The following is a 24,568-nucleotide window of genomic DNA, read 5'->3' as shown; positions in this document are numbered from 1 at the left end:
AAGATCCTTCCTGGTGCGGTCAGCTGAGACCGACTCAGATGTCGAGGAAGCGGACGTCCTTGGCGTTGCGCTGGATGAACGCGCGGCGGGCCTCGACGTCCTCGCCCATGAGCACCGAGAACAGGTCGTCGGCCTGCGCGGCGTCGTCGAGGGTGACCTGGCCGAGGACGCGGTGCTCCTGGTCCATGGTCGTGATGCGCAGCTCCTCGGCGTTCATCTCACCGAGGCCCTTGAAGCGCTGGACGGAGTCCTCACGGATGCGCTTGCCGGCCTGGCGGCCCATCTCGATCAGCGCGTCGCGCTCGCGGTCGGAGTACGCGTACTCGAAGTCGTCCTTGCCCCACTTGATCTTGTAGAGCGGCGGGCGGGAGAGGTACACGTGACCGGCCTCGACCAGCGGCCGCATGAAACGGAACAGGAAGGTCAGCAGCAGGGTGTTGATGTGCTGGCCGTCGACGTCGGCGTCCGCCATCAGGATGATCTTGTGATAGCGGAGTTTCTCGATGTCGAAGTCCTCGTGCACACCGGTGCCGAACGCGGAGATCATCGCCTGGATCTCCTGGTTCTGCAGGATCCGGTCGATGCGCGCCTTCTCGACGTTGAGGATCTTTCCACGGATCGGGAGGATCGCCTGGTACTGCGGGTTGCGGCCGGACTTGGCCGAGCCGCCGGCGGAGTCGCCCTCGACGATGAAAATCTCGCACTTGGTGGGGTCGTTCGACTGGCAGTCGGAGAGCTTGCCCGGCAGGGACGCCGACTCCAGCAGTCCCTTGCGGCGGGTCAGGTCGCGCGCCTTGCGGGCCGCCACGCGCGCGGTGGCTGCCGCGATGCCCTTGCGGACGATGTCCGCGGCCTCGTTGGGGTTGCGGTCCAGCCAGTCCTGGAGGTGCTCGTAGACGACCTTCTGGACGAACGTCTTCGCCTCGGTGTTGCCGAGCTTGGTCTTGGTCTGGCCCTCGAACTGCGGCTCGCCCAGCTTGACCGAGATGATCGCGGTCAGACCCTCGCGGATGTCGTCACCGGTGAGGTTGTCGTCCTTCTCGCGCAGCAGCCGCTTGTCGCGCGCGTACTTGTTGACCAGGTTGGTCAGCGCCGCGCGGAAGCCCTCCTCGTGGGTGCCGCCCTCGTGGGTGTGGATGGTGTTGGCGAAGGAGTACACGCCCTCGCTGTAGCCGTTGTTCCACTGCATGGCGACCTCGAGGGACAGGAGCCGGTCCTTGTCCTCGGCCTCGATGTCGATCACGGAGGGGTGCACCAGCTCTCCCTTGCGGGAGTTGAGGTACTTCACGAAGTCGACGATGCCGCCCTCGTAGTGGTACGTGACGGCCTTGACCTCGTCCTTCTCGTCCGCACCCGCCTCGTCGGCACCGGTGACGGCCTTGGCCGACTCACGCTCGTCGGTGATCCTGATGGTCAGGCCCTTGTTGAGGAACGCCATCTCCTGGAAGCGCCGCGAGAGCGTCTCGAAGGAGTACTCGGTGGTCTCGAAGATGTCCGGGTCGGCCCAGAAGGTGACCGTGGTGCCGGTCTCCCCGGTCTCCTCGTGCCGCGCGAGGGGGGCCGTCGGGACGCCCATCTTGTAGTCCTGCGTCCACCGGTAGCCGTCGCGCTTGATCTCGACCGACACCTTGGTCGACAGGGCGTTCACGACGGAGACACCGACGCCGTGCAGACCACCGGAGACCGCGTAGCCGCCACCGCCGAACTTGCCGCCCGCGTGCAGCACGGTCAGCACGACCTCGACGGCCGGCTTCTTCTCGACCGGGTGGATGCCCACCGGGATGCCTCGGCCGTTGTCGACGACCCGGACGCCGCCGTCGGCGAGGATCGTGACGTCGATCGTGTCCGCGTGACCGGCCAGCGCCTCGTCGACGGAGTTGTCCACGACCTCGTACACGAGGTGGTGCAGTCCTCGCTCACCGGTCGAGCCGATGTACATGCCGGGTCGCTTGCGGACCGCGTCCAGACCCTCGAGGACGGTGATGGCACTGGCGTCGTACGAGGCGGTGACCTCGTTGCCGGAGGCAGTGGCCTCGCTGTTCACGCCGGTGTCGGTGGACGGGATGTTCTCGTTGGGGTTGCCGGAATCGGCCACGAAGCGCCCTTTCTGGCACAGCACGAGCCAGGCTCCTGGGGGTTCCCCCGCTGGAGGGGGAAGGTCGCCGGAGCGGCTGCGGCATGTTGCGTTGGTAAGCCCTGATTCAGCGTTGCTCAGCTTTTCCCGGACGGTCCCCACGATCGGGGCGGGATTGTCTCCCAGTCTACCGGTAGCACTGACATCGATGGGGGTTTGCCGGTACCTGGCTCCGCATGTGCCGCCCTCGCCGGGTCTCGCCCGACTCCCGATATACGGATGGGGGCTCCGAGAGGCTCACAAGGGCACTCAGCGCTTCGAGCCGTCAACCCTTGGCTACTTAGGAGTCAGGTGACGATTCGCAACCGTGTGCGGCCCCTCGGCCAAGGGCGCGCCGAGGGCACGGAGGGGCCACCGCGGGGCCCGAATGTGATGTCCGTCACTTGTTGCCGAAGGGCGGGAAATCGCTGTCGAATCACCCGTACGTGTCGCCGGGGCCCGTGCTTCCGGGGGCCCGCAGCGGGCCGTAGCGGCGGACCGGGCCGCCGGGGCCGTTGACCTTGATCAGCCGTACGGTGCCGTGCCCGAGGTCCTCGTTGAGCCGTGCCACGAGGGTCGGGGCCAGCAGCCGCAGGTTCGTCGCCCAGGCCGTGGAGTCGCAGCGCACGACCAGCACCCGCTCGTCCTCGTCGTACCGTTCCGGCTCGCAGTGCTTGGCCACGTCCTCGCCGACGATCTCCGGCCAGCGGCCCATCACACCGCCCACCGCGGCCGGGGCCTCCCAGCCCCGCTCGGTCAGCAGCCGGTTGATCGCGGCGCCGAGCGCCATGGGATCGCGCCGGTCTGCCCGCGCGCCGGAGCGCAGGCCCCCGCGCCGGGCCTGCTTCTTCTGCTGTGCCGCGTCACCCCGCGCGCGTGCCGCCTCCTTGGCCGCGCGCAGCGCCACGCGCGCGAGGTCGACCCCGGAGGGCTCGGGCGTCTTCCCCGGGGCGTCGCCGGGGGCGCGGTCGGGCGGGCCGGGCTCGCTCATACGCGCTCCACCGTCCCCTCGGACACGGTGAACCGGGTCCCCGACAGCACGTGCGGGACGTCGTCGTCGACGGCCGCGGTCACCAGCACCTGCTCGCCGGGCGCGACCAGCTCGGCGAGGCGCTCGCGGCGGCGGGTGTCCAGCTCGGCGAAGACGTCGTCGAGCACCAGCACCGGCTCGTTGCCCTCGGCGCGCAGCAGGTCGTAGGAGGCCAGGCGCAGCGCCAGCGCGTACGACCAGGACTCGCCGTGCGAGGCGTAGCCCTTGGCGGGCAGCTGACCGAGTTTGAGAAGCAGATCGTCCCGGTGGGGTCCCACGAGGGTGACCCCCCGCTCGATCTCCTGCCTGCGCGTCTCGGCGAGCGCCGCCGTCAACTGCTCGAAGAGGTCCTCGCGCGTGTGTGCCTCACCCGCTGCGGACGGCTTGTACTCCAGGGCGACGGGGCCGCCTCCCGGTGCCAGCTGCTCGTACGCCTTGTCGGCCAGTGGCTGGAGCGCGGCGATCATATCGAGCCGCTGGGCGAGCAGCTCGGCGCCGGCCCGCGCGAGGTGCTGGTCCCACACGTCGAGGGTCGACAGGTCCATGGTCCGGCCGCCGTGTCGGCGCGCCAGCGCGGCCGACTTGAGCAGGGTGTTGCGCTGCTTGAGGACCCGGTCGTAGTCGGAGCGGACGCCGGCCATGCGCGGGGAGCGGGCGGTGATCAGCTCGTCCAGGAAGCGGCGCCGCTCCCCGGGGTCGCCCTTGACCAGGGCGAGGTCCTCCGGCGCGAACAGCACGGTGCGCACGATGCCCAGCACGTCCCGCGGCCTGACCTGCGAGGACCGGTTGATGCGGGCCCGGTTGGCGCGGCCCGGGTTCAGCTCCAGCTCGACCAGTTGCTGCCGCTCGCCCTGGCGGACCTGGGCGCGGATGATCGCGCGGTCGGCTCCCATGCGGACCAGCGGGGCATCGGAGGAGACGCGGTGGCTGCCGAGGGTGGCCAGGTAGCCGACCGCCTCCACGAGGTTGGTCTTGCCCTGACCGTTGGGCCCGACGAAGGCGCTCACCCCGGGGTCGAGGGGGACCTCGACCCGGGGGTAGGAGCGGAAGTCGGCCAGCGACAGATGCGTGACGTGCATGGTCGTGCGCCGACCTCCACCCATGTTCCTTCGAGCAACGCTTACTTCTTCTCGACCGCGTGGCCGCCGAACTGGTTGCGCAGCGCCGCGATCATCTTCATCTGCGGCGAGTCCTCCTGACGTGAGGCGAACCGCGCGAACAGCGAGGCGGTGATCGCCGGCAGCGGGACCGCGTTGTCGATGGCGGCCTCCACGGTCCAGCGTCCCTCACCGGAGTCCTGTGCATAACCCCGGAGACCGTCCAGGTGCTCGTCCTCGTCCAGGGCGTGCACGGCCAGGTCCAGCAGCCAGGAGCGGATGACGGTGCCCTCCTGCCAGGACCGGAAGACCTCCCGGACGTCGGTCACCGAGTCGACCTTCTCCAGCAGCTCCCAGCCCTCGGCGTAGGCCTGCATCATCGCGTACTCGATGCCGTTGTGGACCATCTTCGCGAAGTGGCCCGCCCCCACCCTGCCCGCGTGCACCGAGCCGAAGTCGCCCTCCGGCTTGAGGGCGTCGAAGATCGGCTGCACCTTGGCGACGTTCTCCTTGTCGCCGCCGTACATCAGCGCGTAGCCGTTCTCCAGGCCCCAGACGCCGCCGGAGACGCCGCAGTCGACGAACCCTATGCCCTTGGCCGCCAGCTCCTCGGCGTGCCTCTCGTCGTCCGTCCAGCGGGAGTTGCCGCCGTCCACCACGACGTCACCGGGTTCCAGCAGCTCGGCGAGCCTGTCGATGGTGGACTGGGTGGGCTCGCCGGCCGGGACCATCACCCACACCACCCGCGGGCCCGCAAGCTTTCCCACAAGCTCTTCCAGGCTGTGGACATCGGCGAGGTCCGGGTTGCGGTCGTATCCGTAGACGGTGTGGCCTGCGCGGCGGATCCGCTCGCGCATGTTGCCGCCCATCTTGCCGAGGCCGACGAGACCGAGCTCCATCAGTTGTGTTCCTTAGGTTGCGACGTGGGTGGCGGCACGCTCGTGCCGCGGCACTGACGTACCGGCCCGAGCCTAAACCCGGACGCGCACGCACATCTGTGGGCATACGCGCTCATGCGCACGCCCTCACCTGCGGTTTCCCCGACAGGCCCCAGCGGGCGGTCTCCGGGTCCGGCCTCGGGTTGTCCACCGGACCCGGAAACGGTGTGCACAGCTGTGGACAGCGGTGCGCGGACCGCGCGGCGGCCGCCGGACGGCCGCGTCCGGCCTCAGCCGCTGAGCCGCACCGGCATGATCAGGTACTTGTACGCCTCGTCCGCCTCCGCGTCCACCGCCGGGCGGCCGCTGAGCAGCGCCGGCTTGGTGGACGTGGTGAAGGACAGCTGGGCCACCGGGGAGTCGATGGCGCTCAGGCCGTCCAGCAGGAACGTGGGGTTGAAGGCGATCGAGATGTCGTCGCCCTCAAGCTGGGCGTCGACCCTTTCCACAGCCTGTGCGTCGTCGCTGGAACCGGCCTCCAGGATGAGCACGCCCTGCTCGAAGCTCAGCCGCACCGGGGTGTTGCGCTCGGCGACCAGGGCCACGCGCTTGACGGCCTCCACGAAGGGGGCGGTCTCGATGACGGCGACGCTGTTGAACTCCGTCGGGAACAGCGTGCGGTACTTCGGGAGATCCCCCTCGAGCAGACGCGTGGTCGTACGGCGTCCTGCGCCCTCGAAGCCGATCAGGCCCTCGCCCGCGCCCGAACCGGACAGCGCCAGGATCACCTGGTCGCCGCTCGTGAGGGCCTTGGCCGTGTCCAGGAGCGTCTTGGCGGGCACCAGGGCGACCGCGGACGCGTCCGGGTTCTCCGGCTTCCACAGGAACTCGCGGACCGCGAAACGGTACCGGTCGGTGGAGGCCAGCGTCACGGTGTCGCCCTCGATCTCGATGCGCACACCGGTGAGGACGGGCAGCGTGTCGTCGCGGCCGGCCGCGATGGCGACCTGCTGCACGGCGGAGGCAAACACCTCGCCGGGGACCGTGCCCGTCGCGTTCGGCATCTGCGGCAGGGCCGGGTACTCCTCCACGGGCAGGGTGTGGAGGGTGAACCGAGAGGAGCCGCAGACCACCGTCGCCCGTACACCGTCTGTGGAAATCTCCACGGGGCGGTTGGGGAGGGCGCGGGAGATGTCGGCGAGCAGCCGGCCGGAGACGAGGACGGTGCCCTCCTCCTCGACCTCCGCCTCGACGGACACCCGCGCGGAGACCTCGTAGTCGAAGCTGGACAGGCTGAGCTGGCCGTCGTCGGCCTTCAGCAGCAGGCCGGCGAGGACAGGCGCCGGCGGACGGGCCGGAAGGCTGCGCGCCGCCCAGGCCACTGCCTCCGCGAGTACGTCGCGTTCCACCCGGATCTTCACTGTTGCCGCCTCCTGCTGTTGCCGGCGCTCTCGCCCTGCCTGGCTTCGTCGTCTGACTCGGTGTCGTCGGCCCCTGGGAGGGGAAGGACACCGGGGACCAGTCTGACGCACCGCACTGACAGTAGGTGCCCCTCGGGGTCAAGTCGTGACGAGTGGCAGTCGGGGTCCGAGCGGCGAGTTGTGCACAGGGCCTTCTTCGAAACGAATTCAGCACTCTCTCTTGTCGGGAGTAGTAGTAGGGCCTGTGGATACCGTGGATAACCCCGTTTTCCCAGCTCAGAGCAGTGATTTTGTCCACGGGGCCTGTGGGCGGGAGCAGTGGACAACCGGGGCCCGCTGTGGAGAACGGAAAGTTCTGCACACCCCGTGCACAGGTCGGGGCGAGTTCTCCCCAGAGCCGTCCCCAGCTTTGCCCGTCTTTCCCACAGCCCCCTCCGGCAGCTTCATGTGATGCCTTTCACTCGACACGGTGAGGGAGCGCCTCTCGTTGCCGAACAGTGGACAGCCATGTGGAGAAGCTGGTGATCACTGGGGACAACCGGGCCCAGCCTGTGGGTTGCCCGTGGACAACTCGATGCACAGGCTGTGGACCACTGCTTTGTCCACAGCCTGTGGAGATCCTTCGTCCACGAATCCACAAGGGGCTGACCTGGATCGATGATCTCTCACCAGGAATGCCTGTGGACAGCATCGGGACAACCTCACGGTCCCCAGGATGTGGACGGGAAAAAGTCGCCGAATCTGTGGAGAGAGGCCGTAACCAGGCAGGTAATCGAACAAGCGGCGTCGCACCGGCGGGCGAGGTGACGGGCGTCCCGCCGCGCAGCGGACCGTCGGCGGGGGCACTCGGCAAGAAGAGGGGCGCCCTGGGAGCGTGGGTCCCGGGGCGCCCTCGATGCGGTGGGGGCCGATACGGCAGTGCGGTGGCGGTGGCGGTGGTGAGGCGGTGAGGCGGTGAGGCGGCCCGTCAGCCGGCCTTGATGCGGTTCGTCAGCTCGGTGACCTGGTTGTAGATGGAGCGCCGCTCGGCCATCAGATTGCGGATCTTCCGGTCGGCGTGCATCACCGTCGTATGATCGCGGCCGCCGAACAGTGCGCCGATCTTCGGCAGGGACAGGTCCGTCAGCTCGCGGCACAGATACATGGCGATCTGCCGGGCGGTCACCAACGCGCGCCCGCGCGAGGTGCCGCACAGGTCCTCGACCGTGAGCCCGAAGTAGTCGGCGGTCGCACTCATGATGGCCGTCGAGGTGATCTCCGGGGCGGAGTCGTCCCCGCCCGGCATCAGGTCCTTCAGGACGATCTCCGTCAGCCCGAGGTCCACCGGCTGCCGGTTGAGCGACGCGAACGCCGTCACCCGGATCAGTGCGCCCTCCAGCTCACGGATGTTCCGTGAGATCCGGGAGGCGATGAACTCCAGTACCTCCGGCGGGGCGTTGAGCTGCTCCTGCACCGCCTTCTTGCGCAGGATCGCGATCCGCGTCTCCAGCTCCGGCGGCTGCACGTCGGTGATCAGACCCCACTCGAAACGGTTCCGCAGCCGGTCCTCCAGGGTGACCAGCTGCTTCGGCGGCCGGTCGGAGGACAGCACGATCTGCTTGTTGGCGTTGTGGAGCGTGTTGAAGGTGTGGAAGAACTCCTCCTGCGTCGACTCCTTGTCCGCGAGGAACTGGATGTCGTCCACGAGCAGGATGTCCATCTCGCGGTAGCGCTTGCGGAAGCTGTCGCCCTTGCCGTCGCGGATCGAGTTGATGAACTCGTTCGTGAACTCCTCCGAGCTCACGTACCGCACGCGCGTGCCCGGGTAGAGGCTCCGCGCGTAGTGTCCGATCGCGTGCAGCAGGTGCGTCTTGCCGAGCCCGGACTCCCCGTAGATGAAGAGAGGGTTGTACGCCTTGGCGGGAGCCTCGGCGACGGCCACCGCGGCCGCGTGCGCGAACCTGTTGGAGGCGCCGATGACGAACGTGTCGAAGAGGTACTTCGGGTTCAGCCGCGCGGTCGGCTCACCGGGGCCCGTGGCAGGCGCGGGCTGCGCCGCCAGCGGACCGGGCGCGCCGGTGGTCGGCAGGTTCGGGCCCACAGGGCCACCGCGGTGCACGTGCCCGGAGCCGGAGGGCGGCTCGGGCAGCTCGCGGCGGGCGGAATCGCGCTGGTCGTAGTCCCCGCGGTCGTAGTCGGAGCGCGGCTGGTCGTACGTCGCACGCTCCATCGGCTGCGGACGGTAGTCCTGCGAAGGGCCACCGCCATAACCGTCCTGGGGGCCGTAGCCGTCCTGGGGGCCGTAGCCGTCCTTGGCGCCGTACCGGTCCGGCGCGCCGTACGCGTCCTGCGACGGCGAGGCGTACGGGTCCCGCTCCGGGAAGCCGAGGCGCTGCTGCTGCCAGCCGTACTCGTCCTGCGCCGGGCGCGGCCAGGAGCCGGGCTCGGGGCGCTGGTACTCCGAGGGGTAGGCGGGCCGGGCCGTGGGGAGCTGGTCGCCGGACGGCCCGGACTGCTGGTCGGCGCGACGGCGGCCGTATCCCTCGTAGCCGTCGTACCCCTCGTACTGCTCGCGCTCCGGACGGTCCTGCCGCTCGGGGCGCTCGGGACGGTCCTGGCGGGAGGCGGGGAGTTCGGGCTCCTCGTAGCGGGACTGCGGCCGGGGCGCCGGCGGGGGCGGGGGCTCGCCGGCGGAGTCGTCGACGGTGATCGCGATGCGGATGGGACGGCCGCACTCGCGGCTCAGGCTCTCGCTGACGATCGGTGCCAGACGGCCCTCGAGCACGCCCTTGGCGAACTCGTTCGGCACGGCGAGCAGAGCCGTGTCCGCGACCAGCGCCAGCGGCTGGCAGCGCCGGATCCAGTGCTCGTCCTTCCCCTCGACCCCCTGGCCGCGGCCCTCGCCGAGTAGCTGCTCCAGTACGCGTGGCCACACTGCGGCAAGATCGGCAGGTACGTCAGCCACAGGGCACGCTCTCTCACAGGTCCCTCGAAGGTGTGATTCGAAGGAAGGTCGGGATGTAAATGGGGTGGTGGAGGGTCAAGGGAACGAATCGGAGTCCAGTCACGGTAGTCAGGGCGACCGGTGCGGTTCAAGTTGTTGTCCCCAGCCTGTGGACAAGTGTCTCCCGGTGACCGCTGGTTTGACCGAATGGCGCAGCCGCGCGTACCGTAACCAGGTCGAGTTGTCGATGGCTGCTGCCGCCTGCCTCCGATGGGCACAGATCGCGCAAGATTGATCGGTCAGCGGTGCACTCGGGCGTAACGCGAGCTACTCGTGGGCGCACGGTGACAGCCAGGACGGCACCCCGCAACCACCGATTTCTTCTGGAGCCCCCGAGTGAGCAAGCGCACCTTCCAGCCGAACAACCGTCGTCGCGCCAAGACCCACGGCTTCCGGCTGCGTATGCGTACCCGTGCCGGCCGCGCGATTCTCGCGTCCCGCCGCAGCAAGGGTCGCGCCCGTCTGTCCGCCTGATCCCGGTCAGGTCATGACGTCGTGCTGCCCACCGAGAACCGGCTGAGGCGGCGCGAGGACTTCGCGACCGCGGTACGGCGAGGACGCAGGGCCGGACGCCAGCATCTCGTCGTACACCTACGTAGCGGTGCCACGGACCCGCATGCGCCTGGGGAGAGCGCTCCCCCGACGCGTGCGGGTTTCGTCGTGAGCAAGGCCGTGGGGGGCGCGGTGGTCCGCAACAAGGTGAAGCGCAGGCTTCGCCACCTGATGCGCGACCGAGTCGCCCTGCTTCCCCCCGGTAGCCTGGTAGTCGTACGAGCGCTGCCCGGAGCGGGTGACGCCGACCATGCACAACTGGCCCGAGACCTGGACGCCGCCCTCCAGCGGCTCCTGGGAGGGGGCGCACGATGAAGTACCCGCTGCTGGCTCTGATCAAGCTCTACCAGTGGACGATCAGTCCACTGCTGGGGCCGGTGTGCAAGTACTACCCGTCGTGTTCCCACTACGGCTACACGGCCATCGACCGGCACGGTGCCATCAAGGGCACAGCACTCACGGCCTGGCGCATCCTGCGGTGCAACCCGTGGTCGCTGGGCGGTGTGGACCATGTCCCGCCGCGCAAGCGTCCGCGGTGGCACGAAATGCTGCGTACCGCCTGGCGCGCACGCAAGGGCGGGCCCTCCGCCGCCGAACCGGCCACCGAAGGACAGACTTCTCCCACAAGTCCGACGAGTCCTTCGAGCCCGGCCGCAGAGACCTCGTCCCATGCCCAAGGAGCATGATTAGTGGACACGATTGCCAGCCTCTTCAGCTTCATCACGACACCCGTCTCCTGGGTCATCGTCCAGTTCCACAAGGTGTACGGCGCCATCTTCGGCCCCGACACCGGGTGGGCCTGGGGCCTGTCCATCGTGTCCCTGGTGATCCTCATCCGTATCTGCCTGATCCCGCTCTTCGTGAAGCAGATCAAGGCGACGCGCGCGATGCAGACGCTCCAGCCGGAGATGAAGAAGATCCAGGAGCGCTACAAGAACGACCGGCAGCGTCAGTCCGAAGAGATGATGAAGCTGTACAAGGAGACGGGCACCAACCCGCTCTCCTCGTGCCTTCCCATCCTGGCGCAGTCCCCGTTCTTCTTCGCCCTGTACCACGTGCTCAACAGCATCGCGTCCAACGACACCGTCGGCGTGATCAACGAACGCCTGCTGGAGAGCGCGCAGAAGGCCCACATCTTCGGTGCCCCGCTCGCGGCGAAGTTCACGGACAGCGCGGACAAGGTCGAGGCGCTCAACGCCTCACTGACCGACGTGCGTGTCGTCACCGCGCTCATGATCATCCTGATGTCGCTGTCGCAGTTCTACACGCAGCGCCAGCTGATGACGAAGAACATCGACACCACGGTGAAGACGCCCTTCATGCAGCAGCAGAAGATGCTGATGTACGTCTTCCCCATCATCTTCGCCGTCTTCGGCATCAACTTCCCGGTCGGTGTCCTCGTCTACTGGCTGACCACCAACGTGTGGACCATGGGTCAGCAGATGTACGTCATTCACAACAACCCGACGCCGGGTTCGAAGGCCCAGGCCGCCTACCTGGAGCGCCTCTCCAAGCACGTCACCAAGCACGGCAAGACCCGCAGCCGACGCGAGCGCGTCATTGTGAAGGCCATCGTCGCCAAGGGCCGGGACCGCAACGAGTACGAGCGCAAGTTCATCAACGGCCTGAACAAGGCGGGCCTCGCTGCCCAGTCCGACGGCTCGGTGGTCAAGAGCGAGCCGGCCGTGACGGCCCAGACCGAGGACGGTACGCCGGTCAGCACCGCGGCTCCCAAGCGTCAGCAGCCCAAGCGTCAGCCCAAGTCCAAGCGCCAGACGGGTGGGACGAAGCCGGCTGGTGAGCCCACCTCGCTGACCAAGTCCGACGAGCCCCAGGACGACGCCAAGCCCTCCGGGGCCGCTCGGAAGGGCAACGCCGCGCCCGGCAGCGGTACCCGCAGCAAGGCCCAGTCCGGGCAGCGCAAGGGTCCGCAGCGGCCCAAGTCCCCGTCCAAGAAGTAAGAAGGAGTCCATCCCGTGACGGAAGGCACCACCTCCGCCGCTGCCGAGGGTGCAGACACCCTGACCCGCCTGGAGCAGGAGGGCGAGATCGCGGCGGACTACCTGGAGGGTCTGCTCGACATCGCCGACCTCGACGGCGACATCGACATGGACGTCGAGGCCGACCGCGCCTCCGTCTCGATCATCAGCGACACGGGCAGCCGAGACCTGCAGAAGCTGGTCGGTCGCGACGGCGAGGTGCTCGAGGCGCTGCAGGAGCTCACGCGCCTGGCCGTGCACCGGGAGACCGGCGACCGCAGCCGCCTGATGCTTGACATCGCCGGGTACCGCGCCACGAAGCGGACCGAGCTGTCGGAGCTGGGTGCCAAGGCGGCGGCCGAGGCCAAGAGCAGCGGCGAGCCCGTGAAGCTCCGGCCGATGACCCCCTTCGAGCGCAAGGTCGTGCACGACGCGGTCAAGGCCGCGGGCCTGCGCAGCGAGTCCGAGGGCGAGGAGCCGCAGCGCTTCGTCGTCGTGCTTCCCGCCTGAGCGGCTCCACGACCCACCGGCCCCGTCTGTTGCGCAGACGGGGCCGATCTTTGTCAGCCTGATAGTTCTGTGGTTCTGGTGTCGGCGCCCGGTGCCGACGCGGTACGGAAGGACGGTCCCCCCGTGACGGAGGCAGCGGAGCTTCCCCCCGCGCCCGAGCAGGCGCGCGAGGTGTTCGGTGATCGCTTCGCGGACGCGGTCCGGTACGCGGAGTTGCTCGCCGAGGCGGGCGTGCAGCGCGGTCTGATCGGCCCACGAGAGGTGCCCCGCCTGTGGGAGCGGCATCTACTGAACTGCGCTGTGCTCTCGGAGGTGGTGCCCGAGGGGGTCACGGTGTGCGATGTCGGCTCGGGCGCCGGCCTGCCCGGCATTCCCCTGGCGCTGGTCCGGGAGGATCTCAAGATCACCCTGCTGGAGCCACTGCTGCGGCGCACGACGTTCCTGACCGAGGTCGTGGAGCTGCTGGGCCTGGATCATGTCACGGTCGTGCGGGGCCGGGCCGAGGAGGTCATGGGCAAGCTCACTCCGGTTCACGTGGTGACCGCCCGTGCTGTGGCTCCGCTCGATCGGCTGGCCACCTGGGGCATTCCCCTCCTGCGTCCCTACGGCGAGATGCTCGCGCTCAAGGGCGACACTGCCGAGGAAGAGCTGAAGAGCGCGGCGACGGCACTGAGCAAGCTGGGAGCCGTGGGCACGTCGATCATCCACGTGGGTGAGGGCATAGTGGATCCGATGTCCACGGTCGTTCGGGTCGAGGTCGGTGAGAGCCCTGGAGGCGTGCGGTTCGCGGCGAAGCGGGCCAAGGCCGCCCGGACGGGACGGGTCCGTCGGCGGCGCGGATAGGCGCTCGGCTCGTCCCGAGCTCCTGCCGGACGCCGGCGACTTCGCGCGGGACGGAACGGAGCCACTGGACAAGACGTACTCCACACAAGCTGCCCGAGCCATGGGTGCCGGAGTGTCGTGGCTGCGCGATGCCTGCTGCTGTGCATCGTGTTTCACGTGAAACGTCGCTCACTGCTGCACGGCATCATCAGTCGGGGCCGCGCTGCGGCCGAACCCCGCGACCGTAAGCCTCTCGGTTCCCTTGGGGAGGGGCCTGCTTCCGATGGGCCTCCGTCGCCGCCAGGGGGCACGGAGTTGTCCACAGAGGTGGATTTCTCCACAGAACGTCAGGCCTCACTGGTTCACGACCCCGAAGGCATGGGAGGCTCTGTTCATTGCGAGCCTGAAGTCGAGGAGAGTGAATCCGTGCGGTCCGACGCCAACATCGCGGGACCGATGACCGATCCGGTCCCCGGTCCCCGTACCGAGTCGATGGGGGCGGATGTTTCACGTGAAACACCGCCTCCAATGGACGACACTCCCATCGGTCGTGCCGCCCAACTGGCGGTGGAGGCTCTGGGTCGCGCCGGCGAGGGCCTGCCACGGCCGGAGCAGACCCGCGTCATGGTGGTCGCCAACCAGAAGGGCGGTGTCGGCAAGACGACGACCACCGTCAACCTCGCTGCCTCGCTGGCTCTGCATGGCAGCCGCGTCCTGGTGATCGACCTCGACCCGCAGGGCAACGCGTCCACGGCGCTGGGAATTGACCACCACGCCGAAGTTCCGTCCATCTACGACGTTTTGGTCGACAGCAAGCCGTTGGCCGAGGTTGTCCAGCCGGTCCCCGACGTCGAGGGACTCTTCTGCGCACCCGCCACCATCGATCTCGCCGGTGCGGAGATCGAGCTCGTGTCCCTGGTGGCGCGGGAAAGCCGGTTGGAGCGCGCGATCCAGGCATATGAGCAGCCGCTGGACTACATCCTCATCGACTGCCCGCCCTCGCTGGGCCTGCTGACCGTCAATGCCCTGGTCGCGGGTCAGGAGGTACTGATTCCCATCCAGTGCGAGTACTACGCGCTGGAGGGCCTGGGCCAGCTGCTGCGCAACGTCGACCTGGTGCGGGGACACCTCAACCCCACCCTGCACGTCTCGACGATCCTGCTCACCATGTACGACGGCCGGACGCGCCTCGCGTCCCAGGTCGCGGAAGAGGTGCGCAACCACTTCGGCGACGAGGTGCTGCGCACGAGTATCCCCCGCTCGGTGCGTATCTCGGAGGCGCCGAGTTATGGGCAGACGGTACTGACTTACGATCCTGGATCGAGCGGTGCCCTCTCCTACCTCGAGGCGGCACGCGAGATCGCGCTGAAGGGCGTGGGGGTCGGCTACGACGGCTCCCAGGCGCACATCGGCGCACAACAGAACGATCCGAACATGGTGGAGGGCGTCCAGTGAGCGAGCGACGGAGGGGGCTGGGCCGTGGTCTCGGCGCACTGATCCCTGCGGCCCCGACGGAGAAGACAGTGGCTCCGGCCGCTGTGGGAGGCGCTGCTTCCACGTCTCCGGCGGCGGTCCCGGTGCTGCCGAACGAGCGTGGCGTAGCCGCCGCGAAGGTGGCCACGCTGCCCCCTGTTTCACGTGAAACGGAGGAGCCGTCGGTGAGCGTCGCTGCGATGACGCCCGCACCGCCCGTCGGCGCCCACTTTGCCGAGATTCCCCTTGAGGCCATCACGCCGAACCCACGCCAGCCGCGTGAGGTTTTCGACGAGGACGCCCTGTCCGAGCTCATCACCTCGATCAAGGAGGTCGGCCTCCTCCAGCCGGTCGTCGTACGACAGGTGGGACCGGGACGCTATGAGCTCATCATGGGCGAGCGTCGCTGGCGGGCTTGCCGCGAGGCGGGCCTGGAAGCCATCCCCGCGATCGTACGGGCCACGGACGACGAGAAACTCCTCCTGGACGCCCTGCTGGAGAACCTGCACCGAGCCCAGCTGAACCCGCTGGAAGAGGCCGCCGCCTACGACCAGTTGCTGAAGGACTTCAACTGCACACACGACCAGCTGGCGGACCGCATCGGTCGATCCCGTCCGCAGGTCTCCAACACACTGCGCTTGCTGAAGCTGTCGCCGGCCGTGCAGCGCCGGGTAGCCGCCGGGGTGCTCTCCGCCGGGCACGCCCGGGCACTGCTGTCCGTCGAGGACTCCGAGGACCAGGACCGACTGGCCCACCGAATCGTGGCCGAGGGGCTTTCGGTACGGGCCGTCGAGGAGATCGTGACCCTGATGGGATCACGACCGCAGAAGGCCCAGCGTTCCAAGGGCCCACGGGCCGGGGGCCGTGTCTCACCGGCGCTGAGCGACCTGGCCACGCGTCTCTCGGATCGTTTCGAGACTCGGGTGAAGGTCGACCTGGGGCAGAAGAAGGGCAAAATCACCGTCGAGTTCGCCTCCATGGAGGACCTCGAACGCATCCTGAGTACGTTGGCTCCCGGTGAGGGTCCTGTTCTGCAGAAGAGCCTGCTGGACGGTGACGCCGAGGAGAGCGAAGCCTGAGCTGACGGTGACCGAGCGGCGGCATTCAGCAGCCGACCTGGGCGGACTCTTGTCCGGTGTGTACCGGAAAGTGTCCGCCCTTTGCTTTCTGCCGGTATCGATGGAATCGCTTCGTGGATACGATGCGTTCGGATATGGCGCATCCCTATGGAGTGCCTCTGGGGATGGCAGGCGAGCTCCGAGGAGTGGGGCAGGGTCCATGCGCATGACGAGCCGCACGGGACTGGTGAGTGCAGGGTTAGGGGTGGGCGCCGTAGGAGGATTCATCGGCAGTCTGCTCAGGGAACGGAGCGCATTGACAGCCGCCCGCGGCGCAGCGGGCGAAGGAAGCGAGGAACAGCCTTCATGGGGCGTCGGCTCGTACCGCTCACGCTGGACAACCTTCAGGACCTCCCCCAGCGGTGTCGCTCGTGTGTGTTCTGGGAGCTCGATCCGGTCAGCGGTGAAGCAGCAGTAAAGGCAGCCACGGCCGCTCTGGAGAAGGAGGCGTGGATCTCCGCCGTTCTGCTGGACTGGGGCTCGTGCGGCAGGGTCGTCTATGTCGACGACGTCCCCGTGGGATTCGTGCTCTATGCCCCTCCCGCCTATGTGCCGCGCTCCACGGCGTTTCCCACGAGCCCCGTGTCCCCCGATGCGGTGCAACTGATGACCGCGTTCATTCTGCCGGGTTACCAGGGACAGGGGCTGGGCCGGGTGATGGTGCAGACGGTGGCGAAGGACCTGCTGCGCCGGGGCTTCAAGGCGATCGAGGCTTTCGGTGACGCTCGCTGGAAGGAACCCGCCTGCGTCCTGCCCGCGGACCATCTGCTGGCCGTGGGCTTCAAAACGGTCCGCCAGCACCCCGCGTATCCCCGGCTGAGGCTGGAGCTGAGGACCACGTTGTCCTGGAAGGAAGACGTGGAGATGGCGCTGGACAGGCTCCTGGGGGCCGTGCAGAAGGAGCCGGCACTGCGTCCCCTCTGAGGCGACGTGACCATGTACGAATGGGCCGACCCATGAGGGTCGGCCCATTCGTGTTTCACGTGAAACGTGCGCCGCCGGTGTGGCGCTCACCGGGTCACCGGCGCAGCCGGCTACTCGGCGATGAACTCCTCGAGGTCGCGAACGATCGCGGCCTTCGGCTTGGCACCGACGATGGTCTTGGCGACCTCGCCACCCTGGTAGACGTTCAGGGTGGGGATGGACATGACGCCGTACTTGGCGGCCGTCCCCGGGTTCTCGTCGATGTTGAGCTTGACGACCTCGATCTTGTCTCCGTACTCGGAGGCGATCGCCTCGAGAGACGGAGCGATCTGGCGGCACGGACCGCACCAGGCGGCCCAGAAGTCCACCAGGACGGGCTTGTCGCTCTTGAGGACGTCCTGTTCGAAGGAGTCGTCGGTCACATTCTTCAGGGTGCCGGCCACGGCGGGCTCCTTAACTGAGGGGTACGTGGAGTGAGGGTCAGACAGCGGTCTTCTCGGGCTCGGCCTTCTCCTCGTCCGCCAGAGCGGCGAGGAAGCGCTCCGCGTCGAGGGCGGCGGCACAGCCCGTACCGGCCGCGGTGATCGCTTGGCGGTAGGTGTGGTCCACCACGTCGCCGGCGCCGAACACACCAGTGAGGTTCGTCCGCGTCGAGGGCGCGTCGACCTTCAGGTAGCCCTCCTCGTCGAGCTCCAGCTGGCCCTTGAAGAGCTCGGTGCGCGGGTCGTGACCGATCGCGATGAACAGGCCGGTGACCGCCAGGTCCGAGAGTTCGCCGGTCTTCACGTTGCGCAGCTTCAGACCTGAGAGCTTCTGCTCGCCCTGGATCTCGGCGACCTCGCTGTCCCAGATGAAGGAGATCTTCGGGTCGGCGAAGGCCCGCTCCTGCATCGCCTTGGAGGCGCGCAGGGTGTCACGGCGGTGGACGACCGTCACCGACTTCGCGAAGCGCGAGAGGAAGGTGGCCTCCTCCATCGCGGTGTCGCCGCCGCCGATCACGGCGATGTCCTGCTCGCGGAAGAAGAAGCCGTCACAGGTGGCGCACCAGGAGACGCCACGGCCGGAGAGGGCGTCCTCGTTCGGCAGGCCGAGCTTGCGGTGCTGCGAGCCCGTGGTGACGATGACGGCCTTCGCACGGTGGACCGTGCCCGCGGTGTCCGTGACGGTCTTGATCTCACCGGTCAGGTCGACGGCGACCACGTCGTCCGGGATGAGCTCGGCGCCGAAGCGCTCCGCCTGGGCCCGCATGTTGTCCATGAGTTCCGGGCCCATGATGCCGTCCCGGAAGCCGGGGAAGTTCTCGACCTCGGTGGTGTTCATCAGGGCACCGCCTGCGGTGACGGCTCCCTCGAACACCAGGGGCTTCAGCGACGCGCGGGCGGTGTAGAGCGCCGCCGTGTAGCCGGCGGGCCCCGAGCCGATGATGATCACGTTACGGACGTCGCTCACGGCTGGATTCCTCGTCTCTGGTCTGCTTCGTCGACCGGTGGGAGCTTCTTTCGGAACTCTCACCCCACCCAACGGATCCTAAGGGGCGCGCATTCCCACTGTGTCCGGGCACACGAGGACGGGCCCCGGGAGCGGCATGGGAGGACGGTCACCGTACGGGTACCGCGCTGGACGCCGACGACGTCATGCCCGTCAGGATCGCGTGTAGGAGTGCTTCAGCAGAACCTTCGCTGTGGTGCCGGAGGAGGGGGTGTTCACGCAGGTCGCCTCGACGATGTACGCGGTGACGCGGGTGGCGTCGGAAGCGTCGGGGAGCACCACGAGCAGCGCCTCTCGCCCCTTGTACGTGCCTTCCTCGGTGGCGAGGGCTGCGTCGTTGCGGCCGATGCCCTCACGGACGCATGCCGGGACCGTCGCGGGCTGCTTCAGGACCCTGGGGTTGACGCCGCTGCCTTCCGGCTCGTTCCCGAGGGTGTGCGGTGATCGCGAGAGCTTGTCCTCTCGCTGATCCTTCGCGAGGAGATCGGAGACCTGCTTCTCCAGCTCTCGCTCGGAGAAGGTGTCGGCGGCGTAGGTCTGCTGATCCTGAGCGCGCCCGTCGGGACCGTCGTCGAACGACGAGAGCAGTACGGAACCGAGCCCCAGGGCGGCGACGGTGAGTACGGCTCCCAGGGCGGCGGCCCGGCGCCGTCCGCCGCGCAGACGGCCCTTGCGGCCCGGACCGGTGGTGGATGTGCGGGCGTGCCCGGTCGGGCGGTCCACGGCAGCCGGTGTTTCACGTGAAACAGGGACGCGGTCGCCATCGGGTGCATGGGGTGAGGCGCCCACCGACTCCGGGGCGGTCTCGTGCTCCGGCTGGGGCGCGGTGGCGTGGAGCAGGGCCTCCGCGGCGAGTGCGGCGTCGATACGGCCCGCGATTTCGGCGGGCATACGGGGAGCTCCCGGCACGGTGCCGAGCAGACCCCGGATCTCCTCGAGCGAGGCCTGGACGTCCGCGCAGAGCTCGCATCCGTCCAGATGCCGGCGTACCTCGGCAGTGCGGGCCGGCGGGAGGATTCCCTCGGTGAGGTCGGAGATCTCCGCGACGTCCGGGTGCTCCGCCATGTCGGTCGTCGACGTCACGCTCGCCCACCTCCGCCCTTCACTGTCGCTGGGTCACTCGGTCCCGGGTCCGGGGGGTCTGCTCGACGCGGTCCCGCTGCGGGTGGGACGGATGTCTCCGGAGTCCGGTTCCGTTCCCCGCCCTGTTTCCTGCCCTCACGGCTGCCGTCCGGCCGCAGATGGGTGAGCAGGGGCAGAAGCCTGGCTCTGCCACGGGCACAGCGGCTCTTCACCGTGCCGGTGGGCACGCCGAGGATGCGGGCGGCCTCGGCGACGGGGTAGCCCTGCATGTCAACCAGCACCAAGGCGGCCCGCTGATCGGGCGGGAGGGTGCCCATGGCCTCGATCAGCTGGCGGTGCAGATCGTTGCGCTCCGCGGGTGCCGAGGCGGACTCGTGCGGCTCCAGCAACTGCTCCAGGCGCTCGGTGTCGTCGACCGGTGAGGTCTTGCGGGAGGCGGCCTTCCGGGCACGGTCCAGGCAGGCGTTCACGGTGATCCGGTGCAGCCAGGTCGTGACGGCCGACTGACCGCGGAACGTGTGGGCGGCACGGTAGGCGGACACCAGGGCGTCCTGGACGGCGTCGGCGGCCTCCTCGCGGTCCCCCAGCGTGCGCAGGGCCACCGCCCAGAGGCGGTCACGGTGACGGCGTACGAGCTCACCGAAGGCGTCGGGGTCGCCTTCGACATGGCACGCGAGAAGGTGCTGATCGCTTGCATCGCCGTAACCAGCGCCCTGTGCCATAGGCCCCTCCCGCGGGCAACTCTACGTAATCGCCATCGAGTACGCGACAGGTCTGAGGGAGCCGGAGGTGGCTCCCTCCTCCTGACGCGGGGAGCCGAAGGTGGGCTCATGACATCGCGGACGAGATCGGGACTCAGGCCCCGGACACCACGACCCCCGACCGGCTCAGCCCCGGACCTCGACCTCCGCGATGCCGCCGCGGAACAGGCTCGCAGACCCGTCCTGCGGCAACTCCGTGACGTGGACGAGAAGGTACCGCGTCCGGATCGGCTTCTTCAGTTCGACCTGGAGGCTCGAACCCGCGACGGACAGCTTGGTCAGCCGCTGGGAGAAGTCACTCAGGGACGAAGGAAACGAAGCGTCGGCGTCCGCCGCGAGTACCTCGGTGGTATGTCCGCTCCGGTACATGGAGACGTCGAGACGTGACACGTCCTTCACGCTGCCGAGGTCCAGGATCAGTCCGCTGCCCTCACGTCGCTGCGGCAGGTTCCCGAAGTTGGCGTAGCCCTTGTACTGCGGAGTGATCCAGGCAGTGTCCGCCCTGCCGTCGATGGCGAGCTGGACCTCGTCCTCCTGTATGCCGGACCCGCTCGGGGCGAACTCCCGCACGCTCTCGATCGGGATCCGCCGCAGGGGCGCGGCGGGCTTCCTGTCGCCGTCCCCGTCCGTCGTCTGGGTCTGGTTGGAGTCGTCCGTCTTGCCGCCCTGGTCCATGAGCGCGTCCGCGAGCTGCCAGCTGCCCAGGCCCAGCGCGGCGATCAGCAGGGCCGAGACGGCCCACTTCAATACCTTGCCCGTGCGGCTCTGCAGCGGGGGCGGCGGAGTGGGGACCGGCTGGGAGATGCCGGGGTGGGGCGCCGGGCGGCCGTAGCTGCCCTGCTGGTAGGAGGTGGGCTGGTACTCCGGCGGGGAGGTGAACGCGGGCTCCGGCGGGCGGATGCGGGGCATCTCGCCGATCGCCTTCACCAGCTCCTCCGGCGTCGTGCAGGGCGACTCGTGGCGGGAGGCGGTGGCCCCGTCGTTCGCGAGCGCCCGCATCGCGAGCTCCGACAGACCGCGGTGGACACCGGCCCGCACCTGGTCGGGCGGGATCAGGCCGACGTCCTTGGGCAGTCCGGAGAGGCCGTAGGCATCGCTCTCGTAGGGCCAGCGCTGGGTGAGTGCCGCGTACAGCAAGGCGCCGATGGACTCGGTGTCGGTCCGCTGCGGGGTGTCGGAGCTGACGCCGCGCAGTGCCGCGTTCACGGCGAGGCCGCGGATGCGCCACTGGCCGGTCGAGGTGCGCAGCACCGCGTTGGGGTTCAGGCGCAGGTGCGCGAGGCCCTCGCGGTGGGCCGCGGCCATGGCGGCGGTGACCTGACTGACCATCTGGTAGGCGTCGTAGACCTCCAGGGGGCCGGCGGCCAGCAGCGTGGTGAGCTCGGTGGCGTCGGGGAGCCACTCGTGCACGACGTAGACGACGTCGTTCTCCTCGACGGCGTCCAGCACCTGCACGAAACGGGGATCACCGAGCAGGGCCGAGGAGCGCGCCGCGGCCAGGACGGAGCGGGCCCGTGAGTGATCCGCGGGCAGGATGTGGACCCCGACGGCGCGGCGGAGCTTCTCGTCCACGGCCCGCCAACTGCTGAAGCCGTCCAGACGGGTGACGCACTCCTCGAGGCGGTAGCGTCTGGCGAGCTTGTGGCCGCTGTGCAGTTCGGGCGGCGAGGTCTTCCCGGAACCGTCGGTCCCGGTGTTCTCCTGTGCCTCGTCGCTGTCCGTGTCCCGCTCCCGGTTCTTGGCCACCCCGTCGGCCGTGGACTGGTCCGCCTCTGCGGTCAGCGACTGCTCGCCGCTGTTGTCTGCCACGTCGACGGCAGCTGTGCTCCGTTCCGCCACCGTCGTTCCCTGCCTCCCCATCCATAACGCGTCGGCCGGCATCCGTAGTGCGCCGTCCGACGCCGAGACCAATTGTGCCCACAGTCCGCCGCTATGCACGACACACGGTGGCTGACGATGGTTGTGCCCCTACCCCCCGCCTCAGCGTCCCAGGCGTCCGCGGACCATGCCGACCAGCGAGTTGAGTTCCTCGATGCGCATGCGGCGGGCGGCCACGAAGAAGATCCCGAGCAGCGCGGCACCGCCGAACAGGATCGCGGCGAAGGATCCGACGACGCCCTGACCGAGTGCCTGGCTGATCCCGTAGCAGGCGGCGCCGCTGAGCAGCGCGGCCGGCACCGAGGCGATGCACAACCGGGCGTACGTCCGCAGCACGCGGGCGCCGTCGAGATCACCGCCCAGTCGCTTGCGCAGCCTCTGCCAGGCCACGCCGACGCCGATCGCGTAGGCCAGGCCGTACGCGGCGGCCATGCCGACCACGGCCCAGCGAGCCGGGAGCACCAGGAAGCAGACGACCGAGGCAGCCGCGTTCACCGCCGCCACGATGACCGTGTTGTAGAAAGGGGTTCGGGTGTCCTCGTAGGCGTAGAACGCGCGCAGGACGACGTACTGCACCGAGTAGGGGATCAGGCCGAGGCCGAAGGCCATCAGCATGTAACCCATGTTGGTCGCCTCGCTGGTGCCCGAGGCCCCGAAGATCAGCGTGCACATCGGGACGCCGAGCGCGACGAACCCGAAAGCGATCGGCACGATCGCGACGGCCGTGTTGCGCAGGCCCTGGGAGATGTCGTCGCGGACGGCCCCGGCGTCGTCCTCGGCCGCCGAGCGCGAGATGCGCGGCAGGAGGGCGGCCATCAGGGAGACGGTGATGATGGCCTGCGGCAGACCCCAGATCAACTGGGCGTTGGCATAGGCGGAGAAGCCGGTGCCCGCGACACGCGAGTCCACGACCGATGCGGTGGCCAGCTGAGTGACGACGAGTGCGCCCGCCTGGTTGGCGAGGACGAAGAGGATCGTCCACTTGGCGAGCATGGCGGCCTTGCCGAGGCCGTGGCCCTTCCAGTCGAAGCGCAGCCGGATACGGAACCCGGTCTCACGGAGGTAGGGGATCATCGCCAGGGCCTGGACCACCAGTCCGAGGAGGACACCCACGCCGAGCAGCCGCTCGCCCTCCGGCGGGATGGTCTCGACGGTCATGCCGGACTCGGCGGCGGTGCCGTAGACCCAGATGAACGTGCCGAGCGTGACGATGATGACGATGTTGTTCAGGACCGGGGTCCACATCATCGCGCCGAACCGGCCACGGGCGTTGAGGATCTGACCCATCACCACGTGAACGCCCATGAAGAAGATCGAGGGCAGGAAGAACCGGGTGAAGGTGACTGCGACGTCGTTGGCCTCGGGGTCGGTGGCAACCGGGTTCGACAGCGCCCGCACGAGGAGCGGAGCGGCCAGCCACGCGACCGCGGTGAGTGCCGCCAGTGCCACCATCACAAGGGTCAGCAGCCGGTTCGCGTACGCCTCGCCACCGTCCTCGTCGTCCTTCATGGCCCGCACGAGCTGCGGCACGAAGACGGAGTTGAGGCCGCCGCCGACGGTCAGGATGTAGATCATCGTCGGCAGCTGGTACGCGATCTGGAACGACTCGCCCAGCAGAGCCAGACCCAGCGCGGAGACGATCAGCGCGGACCGGATGAACCCCGTGAGACGGGACACCATCGTGCCCGCCGCCATCACGGCGCTCGACTTCAGCAGGCCACCGGCCCGGCCGCCCTTCTTCGGGGCGGGGGCGTGGGCCGCCTGCGGCTCGGGAGCCTCCGCGGCGGGGGGAGGCGTCGGGGCCGCGTACTGGCCCGGCGCGGGAGACGGGGCGGGCACGGAGGCGGGCTCGTGCTGCGGGTGTGCTCCGCCCTGGTGGTGGCCGGGGTGCCCACCGGCGGGCCGCTCGGGGTGTCCGCCGCCGTGCTGGTCGGGGAACGCGCCACCGTGCTGCTGATCGCGGAAGAGATGCGCGAAGGCGTCGTGCTCGTGGCGCTGCTCGCCGGACCGGCCCATCAGGTCGTCCACCCCTACGTACTGGGTCGTGCGCGGATCGTCGCCGTACGGCAGGTACTGCGTCGGTCCCTCCGGTTCCGGGGCCGGGGTCTGGGCCCACACCCGTGGGTCGGGTGCGTACGGGGACTGGGGCGGCTGCCCGTACAGCGGCTGCTGCGGCGGATGCGTGCCCGGGGGCGGCGGCGGGTGCGCCGCACGGTCGTAGAGCGCCTCCGCCACCGGATCCTGCGCGGCGATGTCCTGGCCCCGATAGGGGTCCTGGTCGTAGGCGTCCTGGAGGTACATGTCAGCGGGTGGCTGCGGCACCTGGTCGTGCCCGGGCGGCGGGCCCTCGGGATGACCCGGCTCGGGGCGGCCCGAGCTGCCCGCGGCGCTGCCGCGGTCACCGTCGTACGGCGCGTTCATGGTTACCCCACCTCATCGTCCCGGGCCCACCGGCCAC

21 protein-coding genes are annotated in these 24,568 nt (G+C 69.0%); 9 read left to right on the top strand and 12 right to left on the bottom strand.

Annotated features, from left to right (window positions below; all coding sequences use genetic code 11):
• Positions 1 to 34: 34 nt before the first annotated feature.
• The 6 genes from gyrB to dnaA all read right to left on the bottom strand — a co-directional run bounded on the left by gyrB (position 35) and on the right by dnaA (position 9,483).
• Positions 35 to 2,095, bottom strand: a complete 2,061-nt coding sequence (gene gyrB, locus ACFYOV_RS05800) for a DNA topoisomerase (ATP-hydrolyzing) subunit B (protein WP_389084076.1) — start codon at positions 2,093 to 2,095, stop codon at positions 35 to 37.
• Positions 2,096 to 2,549: 454 nt separating this feature from the next.
• On the bottom strand, positions 2,550 to 3,104 hold the full coding sequence (locus ACFYOV_RS05795; RefSeq protein ID WP_389083238.1) for a DUF721 domain-containing protein: 555 nt from the start codon (positions 3,102 to 3,104) through the stop codon (positions 2,550 to 2,552).
• Positions 3,101 to 4,222, bottom strand: coding sequence for a DNA replication/repair protein RecF (recF, locus tag ACFYOV_RS05790; RefSeq protein WP_389083236.1), 1,122 nt, complete (start codon positions 4,220 to 4,222; stop codon positions 3,101 to 3,103). The genes ACFYOV_RS05795 and recF overlap by 4 nt, the downstream gene beginning before the upstream one ends.
• 41 nt (positions 4,223 to 4,263) lie before the next feature.
• The gene (gene gnd / locus ACFYOV_RS05785) at positions 4,264 to 5,139 is read right to left on the bottom strand and encodes a phosphogluconate dehydrogenase (NAD(+)-dependent, decarboxylating) (RefSeq protein ID WP_389083233.1); all 876 of its coding nucleotides are present in this window, start codon (positions 5,137 to 5,139) and stop codon (positions 4,264 to 4,266) included.
• Positions 5,140 to 5,408: 269 nt separating this feature from the next.
• A complete protein-coding gene (gene dnaN / locus ACFYOV_RS05780; RefSeq protein ID WP_389083231.1) occupies positions 5,409 to 6,539 on the bottom strand; it encodes a DNA polymerase III subunit beta in 1,131 nt (376 codons plus the stop codon).
• Positions 6,540 to 7,506: 967 nt separating this feature from the next.
• The gene (gene dnaA / locus ACFYOV_RS05775) at positions 7,507 to 9,483 is read right to left on the bottom strand and encodes a chromosomal replication initiator protein DnaA (RefSeq protein WP_389083229.1); all 1,977 of its coding nucleotides are present in this window, start codon (positions 9,481 to 9,483) and stop codon (positions 7,507 to 7,509) included.
• A 375-nt stretch (positions 9,484 to 9,858) separates the two neighbouring features.
• Here dnaA and rpmH point away from each other — a divergent pair, with 375 nt between their 5' ends.
• From rpmH to ACFYOV_RS05730, 9 genes are all read left to right on the top strand, one after another.
• Positions 9,859 to 9,996, top strand: a complete 138-nt coding sequence (rpmH, locus tag ACFYOV_RS05770) for a 50S ribosomal protein L34 (protein WP_003956500.1) — start codon at positions 9,859 to 9,861, stop codon at positions 9,994 to 9,996.
• Between the two features lie 21 nt (positions 9,997 to 10,017).
• Positions 10,018 to 10,389: a ribonuclease P protein component gene (gene rnpA / locus ACFYOV_RS05765; protein ID WP_389083226.1), complete on the top strand. Its 372-nt coding sequence runs from the start codon at positions 10,018 to 10,020 to the stop codon at positions 10,387 to 10,389.
• Positions 10,386 to 10,760 (top strand): membrane protein insertion efficiency factor YidD, encoded by a 375-nt coding sequence (yidD, locus tag ACFYOV_RS05760; RefSeq protein WP_389083224.1) that lies wholly within the window; start codon positions 10,386 to 10,388, stop codon positions 10,758 to 10,760. The genes rnpA and yidD overlap by 4 nt, the downstream gene beginning before the upstream one ends.
• A 3-nt stretch (positions 10,761 to 10,763) precedes the next feature.
• Complete coding sequence (yidC, locus tag ACFYOV_RS05755; RefSeq protein WP_389083221.1) at positions 10,764 to 12,035, top strand: membrane protein insertase YidC; 1,272 nt, start codon at positions 10,764 to 10,766, stop codon at positions 12,033 to 12,035.
• 15 nt (positions 12,036 to 12,050) lie between these two features.
• The gene (locus ACFYOV_RS05750) at positions 12,051 to 12,563 is read left to right on the top strand and encodes a protein jag (RefSeq protein ID WP_389083219.1); all 513 of its coding nucleotides are present in this window, start codon (positions 12,051 to 12,053) and stop codon (positions 12,561 to 12,563) included.
• Between the two features lie 123 nt (positions 12,564 to 12,686).
• On the top strand, positions 12,687 to 13,406 hold the full coding sequence (gene rsmG, locus ACFYOV_RS05745; protein WP_389083216.1) for a 16S rRNA (guanine(527)-N(7))-methyltransferase RsmG: 720 nt from the start codon (positions 12,687 to 12,689) through the stop codon (positions 13,404 to 13,406).
• 357 nt (positions 13,407 to 13,763) lie between these two features.
• Complete coding sequence (locus ACFYOV_RS05740) at positions 13,764 to 14,840, top strand: ParA family protein (protein ID WP_389084073.1); 1,077 nt, start codon at positions 13,764 to 13,766, stop codon at positions 14,838 to 14,840.
• Complete coding sequence (locus tag ACFYOV_RS05735; protein ID WP_389083214.1) at positions 14,837 to 15,937, top strand: ParB/RepB/Spo0J family partition protein; 1,101 nt, start codon at positions 14,837 to 14,839, stop codon at positions 15,935 to 15,937. Before ACFYOV_RS05740 ends, ACFYOV_RS05735 begins: the two co-directional genes overlap by 4 nt.
• A 345-nt stretch (positions 15,938 to 16,282) precedes the next feature.
• Complete coding sequence (locus ACFYOV_RS05730) at positions 16,283 to 16,900, top strand: GNAT family N-acetyltransferase (protein WP_389083211.1); 618 nt, start codon at positions 16,283 to 16,285, stop codon at positions 16,898 to 16,900.
• Between the two features lie 110 nt (positions 16,901 to 17,010).
• On the opposite strand, the gene trxA is transcribed toward ACFYOV_RS05730, so the two are convergent.
• The 6 genes from trxA to murJ all read right to left on the bottom strand — a co-directional run bounded on the left by trxA (position 17,011) and on the right by murJ (position 24,531).
• Entirely contained in the window at positions 17,011 to 17,343 is a 333-nt protein-coding gene (gene trxA / locus ACFYOV_RS05725; protein ID WP_010032728.1) for a thioredoxin, read from the bottom strand.
• Between the two features lie 37 nt (positions 17,344 to 17,380).
• Positions 17,381 to 18,349, bottom strand: a complete 969-nt coding sequence (trxB, locus tag ACFYOV_RS05720; protein ID WP_389083208.1) for a thioredoxin-disulfide reductase — start codon at positions 18,347 to 18,349, stop codon at positions 17,381 to 17,383.
• A gap of 192 nt (positions 18,350 to 18,541) precedes the next feature.
• Positions 18,542 to 19,471: an anti-sigma factor family protein gene (locus tag ACFYOV_RS05715; RefSeq protein ID WP_389083206.1), complete on the bottom strand. Its 930-nt coding sequence runs from the start codon at positions 19,469 to 19,471 to the stop codon at positions 18,542 to 18,544.
• Positions 19,468 to 20,193, bottom strand: a complete 726-nt coding sequence (gene sigM, locus ACFYOV_RS05710) for an RNA polymerase sigma factor SigM (protein ID WP_389083204.1) — start codon at positions 20,191 to 20,193, stop codon at positions 19,468 to 19,470. Before sigM ends, ACFYOV_RS05715 begins: the two co-directional genes overlap by 4 nt.
• Positions 20,194 to 20,358: 165 nt before the next feature.
• The gene (locus tag ACFYOV_RS05705; protein WP_389083202.1) at positions 20,359 to 22,071 is read right to left on the bottom strand and encodes a protein kinase family protein; all 1,713 of its coding nucleotides are present in this window, start codon (positions 22,069 to 22,071) and stop codon (positions 20,359 to 20,361) included.
• Positions 22,072 to 22,212: 141 nt separating this feature from the next.
• Entirely contained in the window at positions 22,213 to 24,531 is a 2,319-nt protein-coding gene (gene murJ / locus ACFYOV_RS05700) for a murein biosynthesis integral membrane protein MurJ (RefSeq protein ID WP_389083199.1), read from the bottom strand.
• Positions 24,532 to 24,568: the final 37 nt, after the last annotated feature.

This window comes from Streptomyces sp. NPDC005931, assembly GCF_042871235.1.
GTDB lineage: Bacteria > Actinomycetota > Actinomycetes > Streptomycetales > Streptomycetaceae > Streptomyces.
Note: the sequence above shows the minus strand (reverse complement) of the source record. Positions and strands in the feature narration are given on the sequence as shown.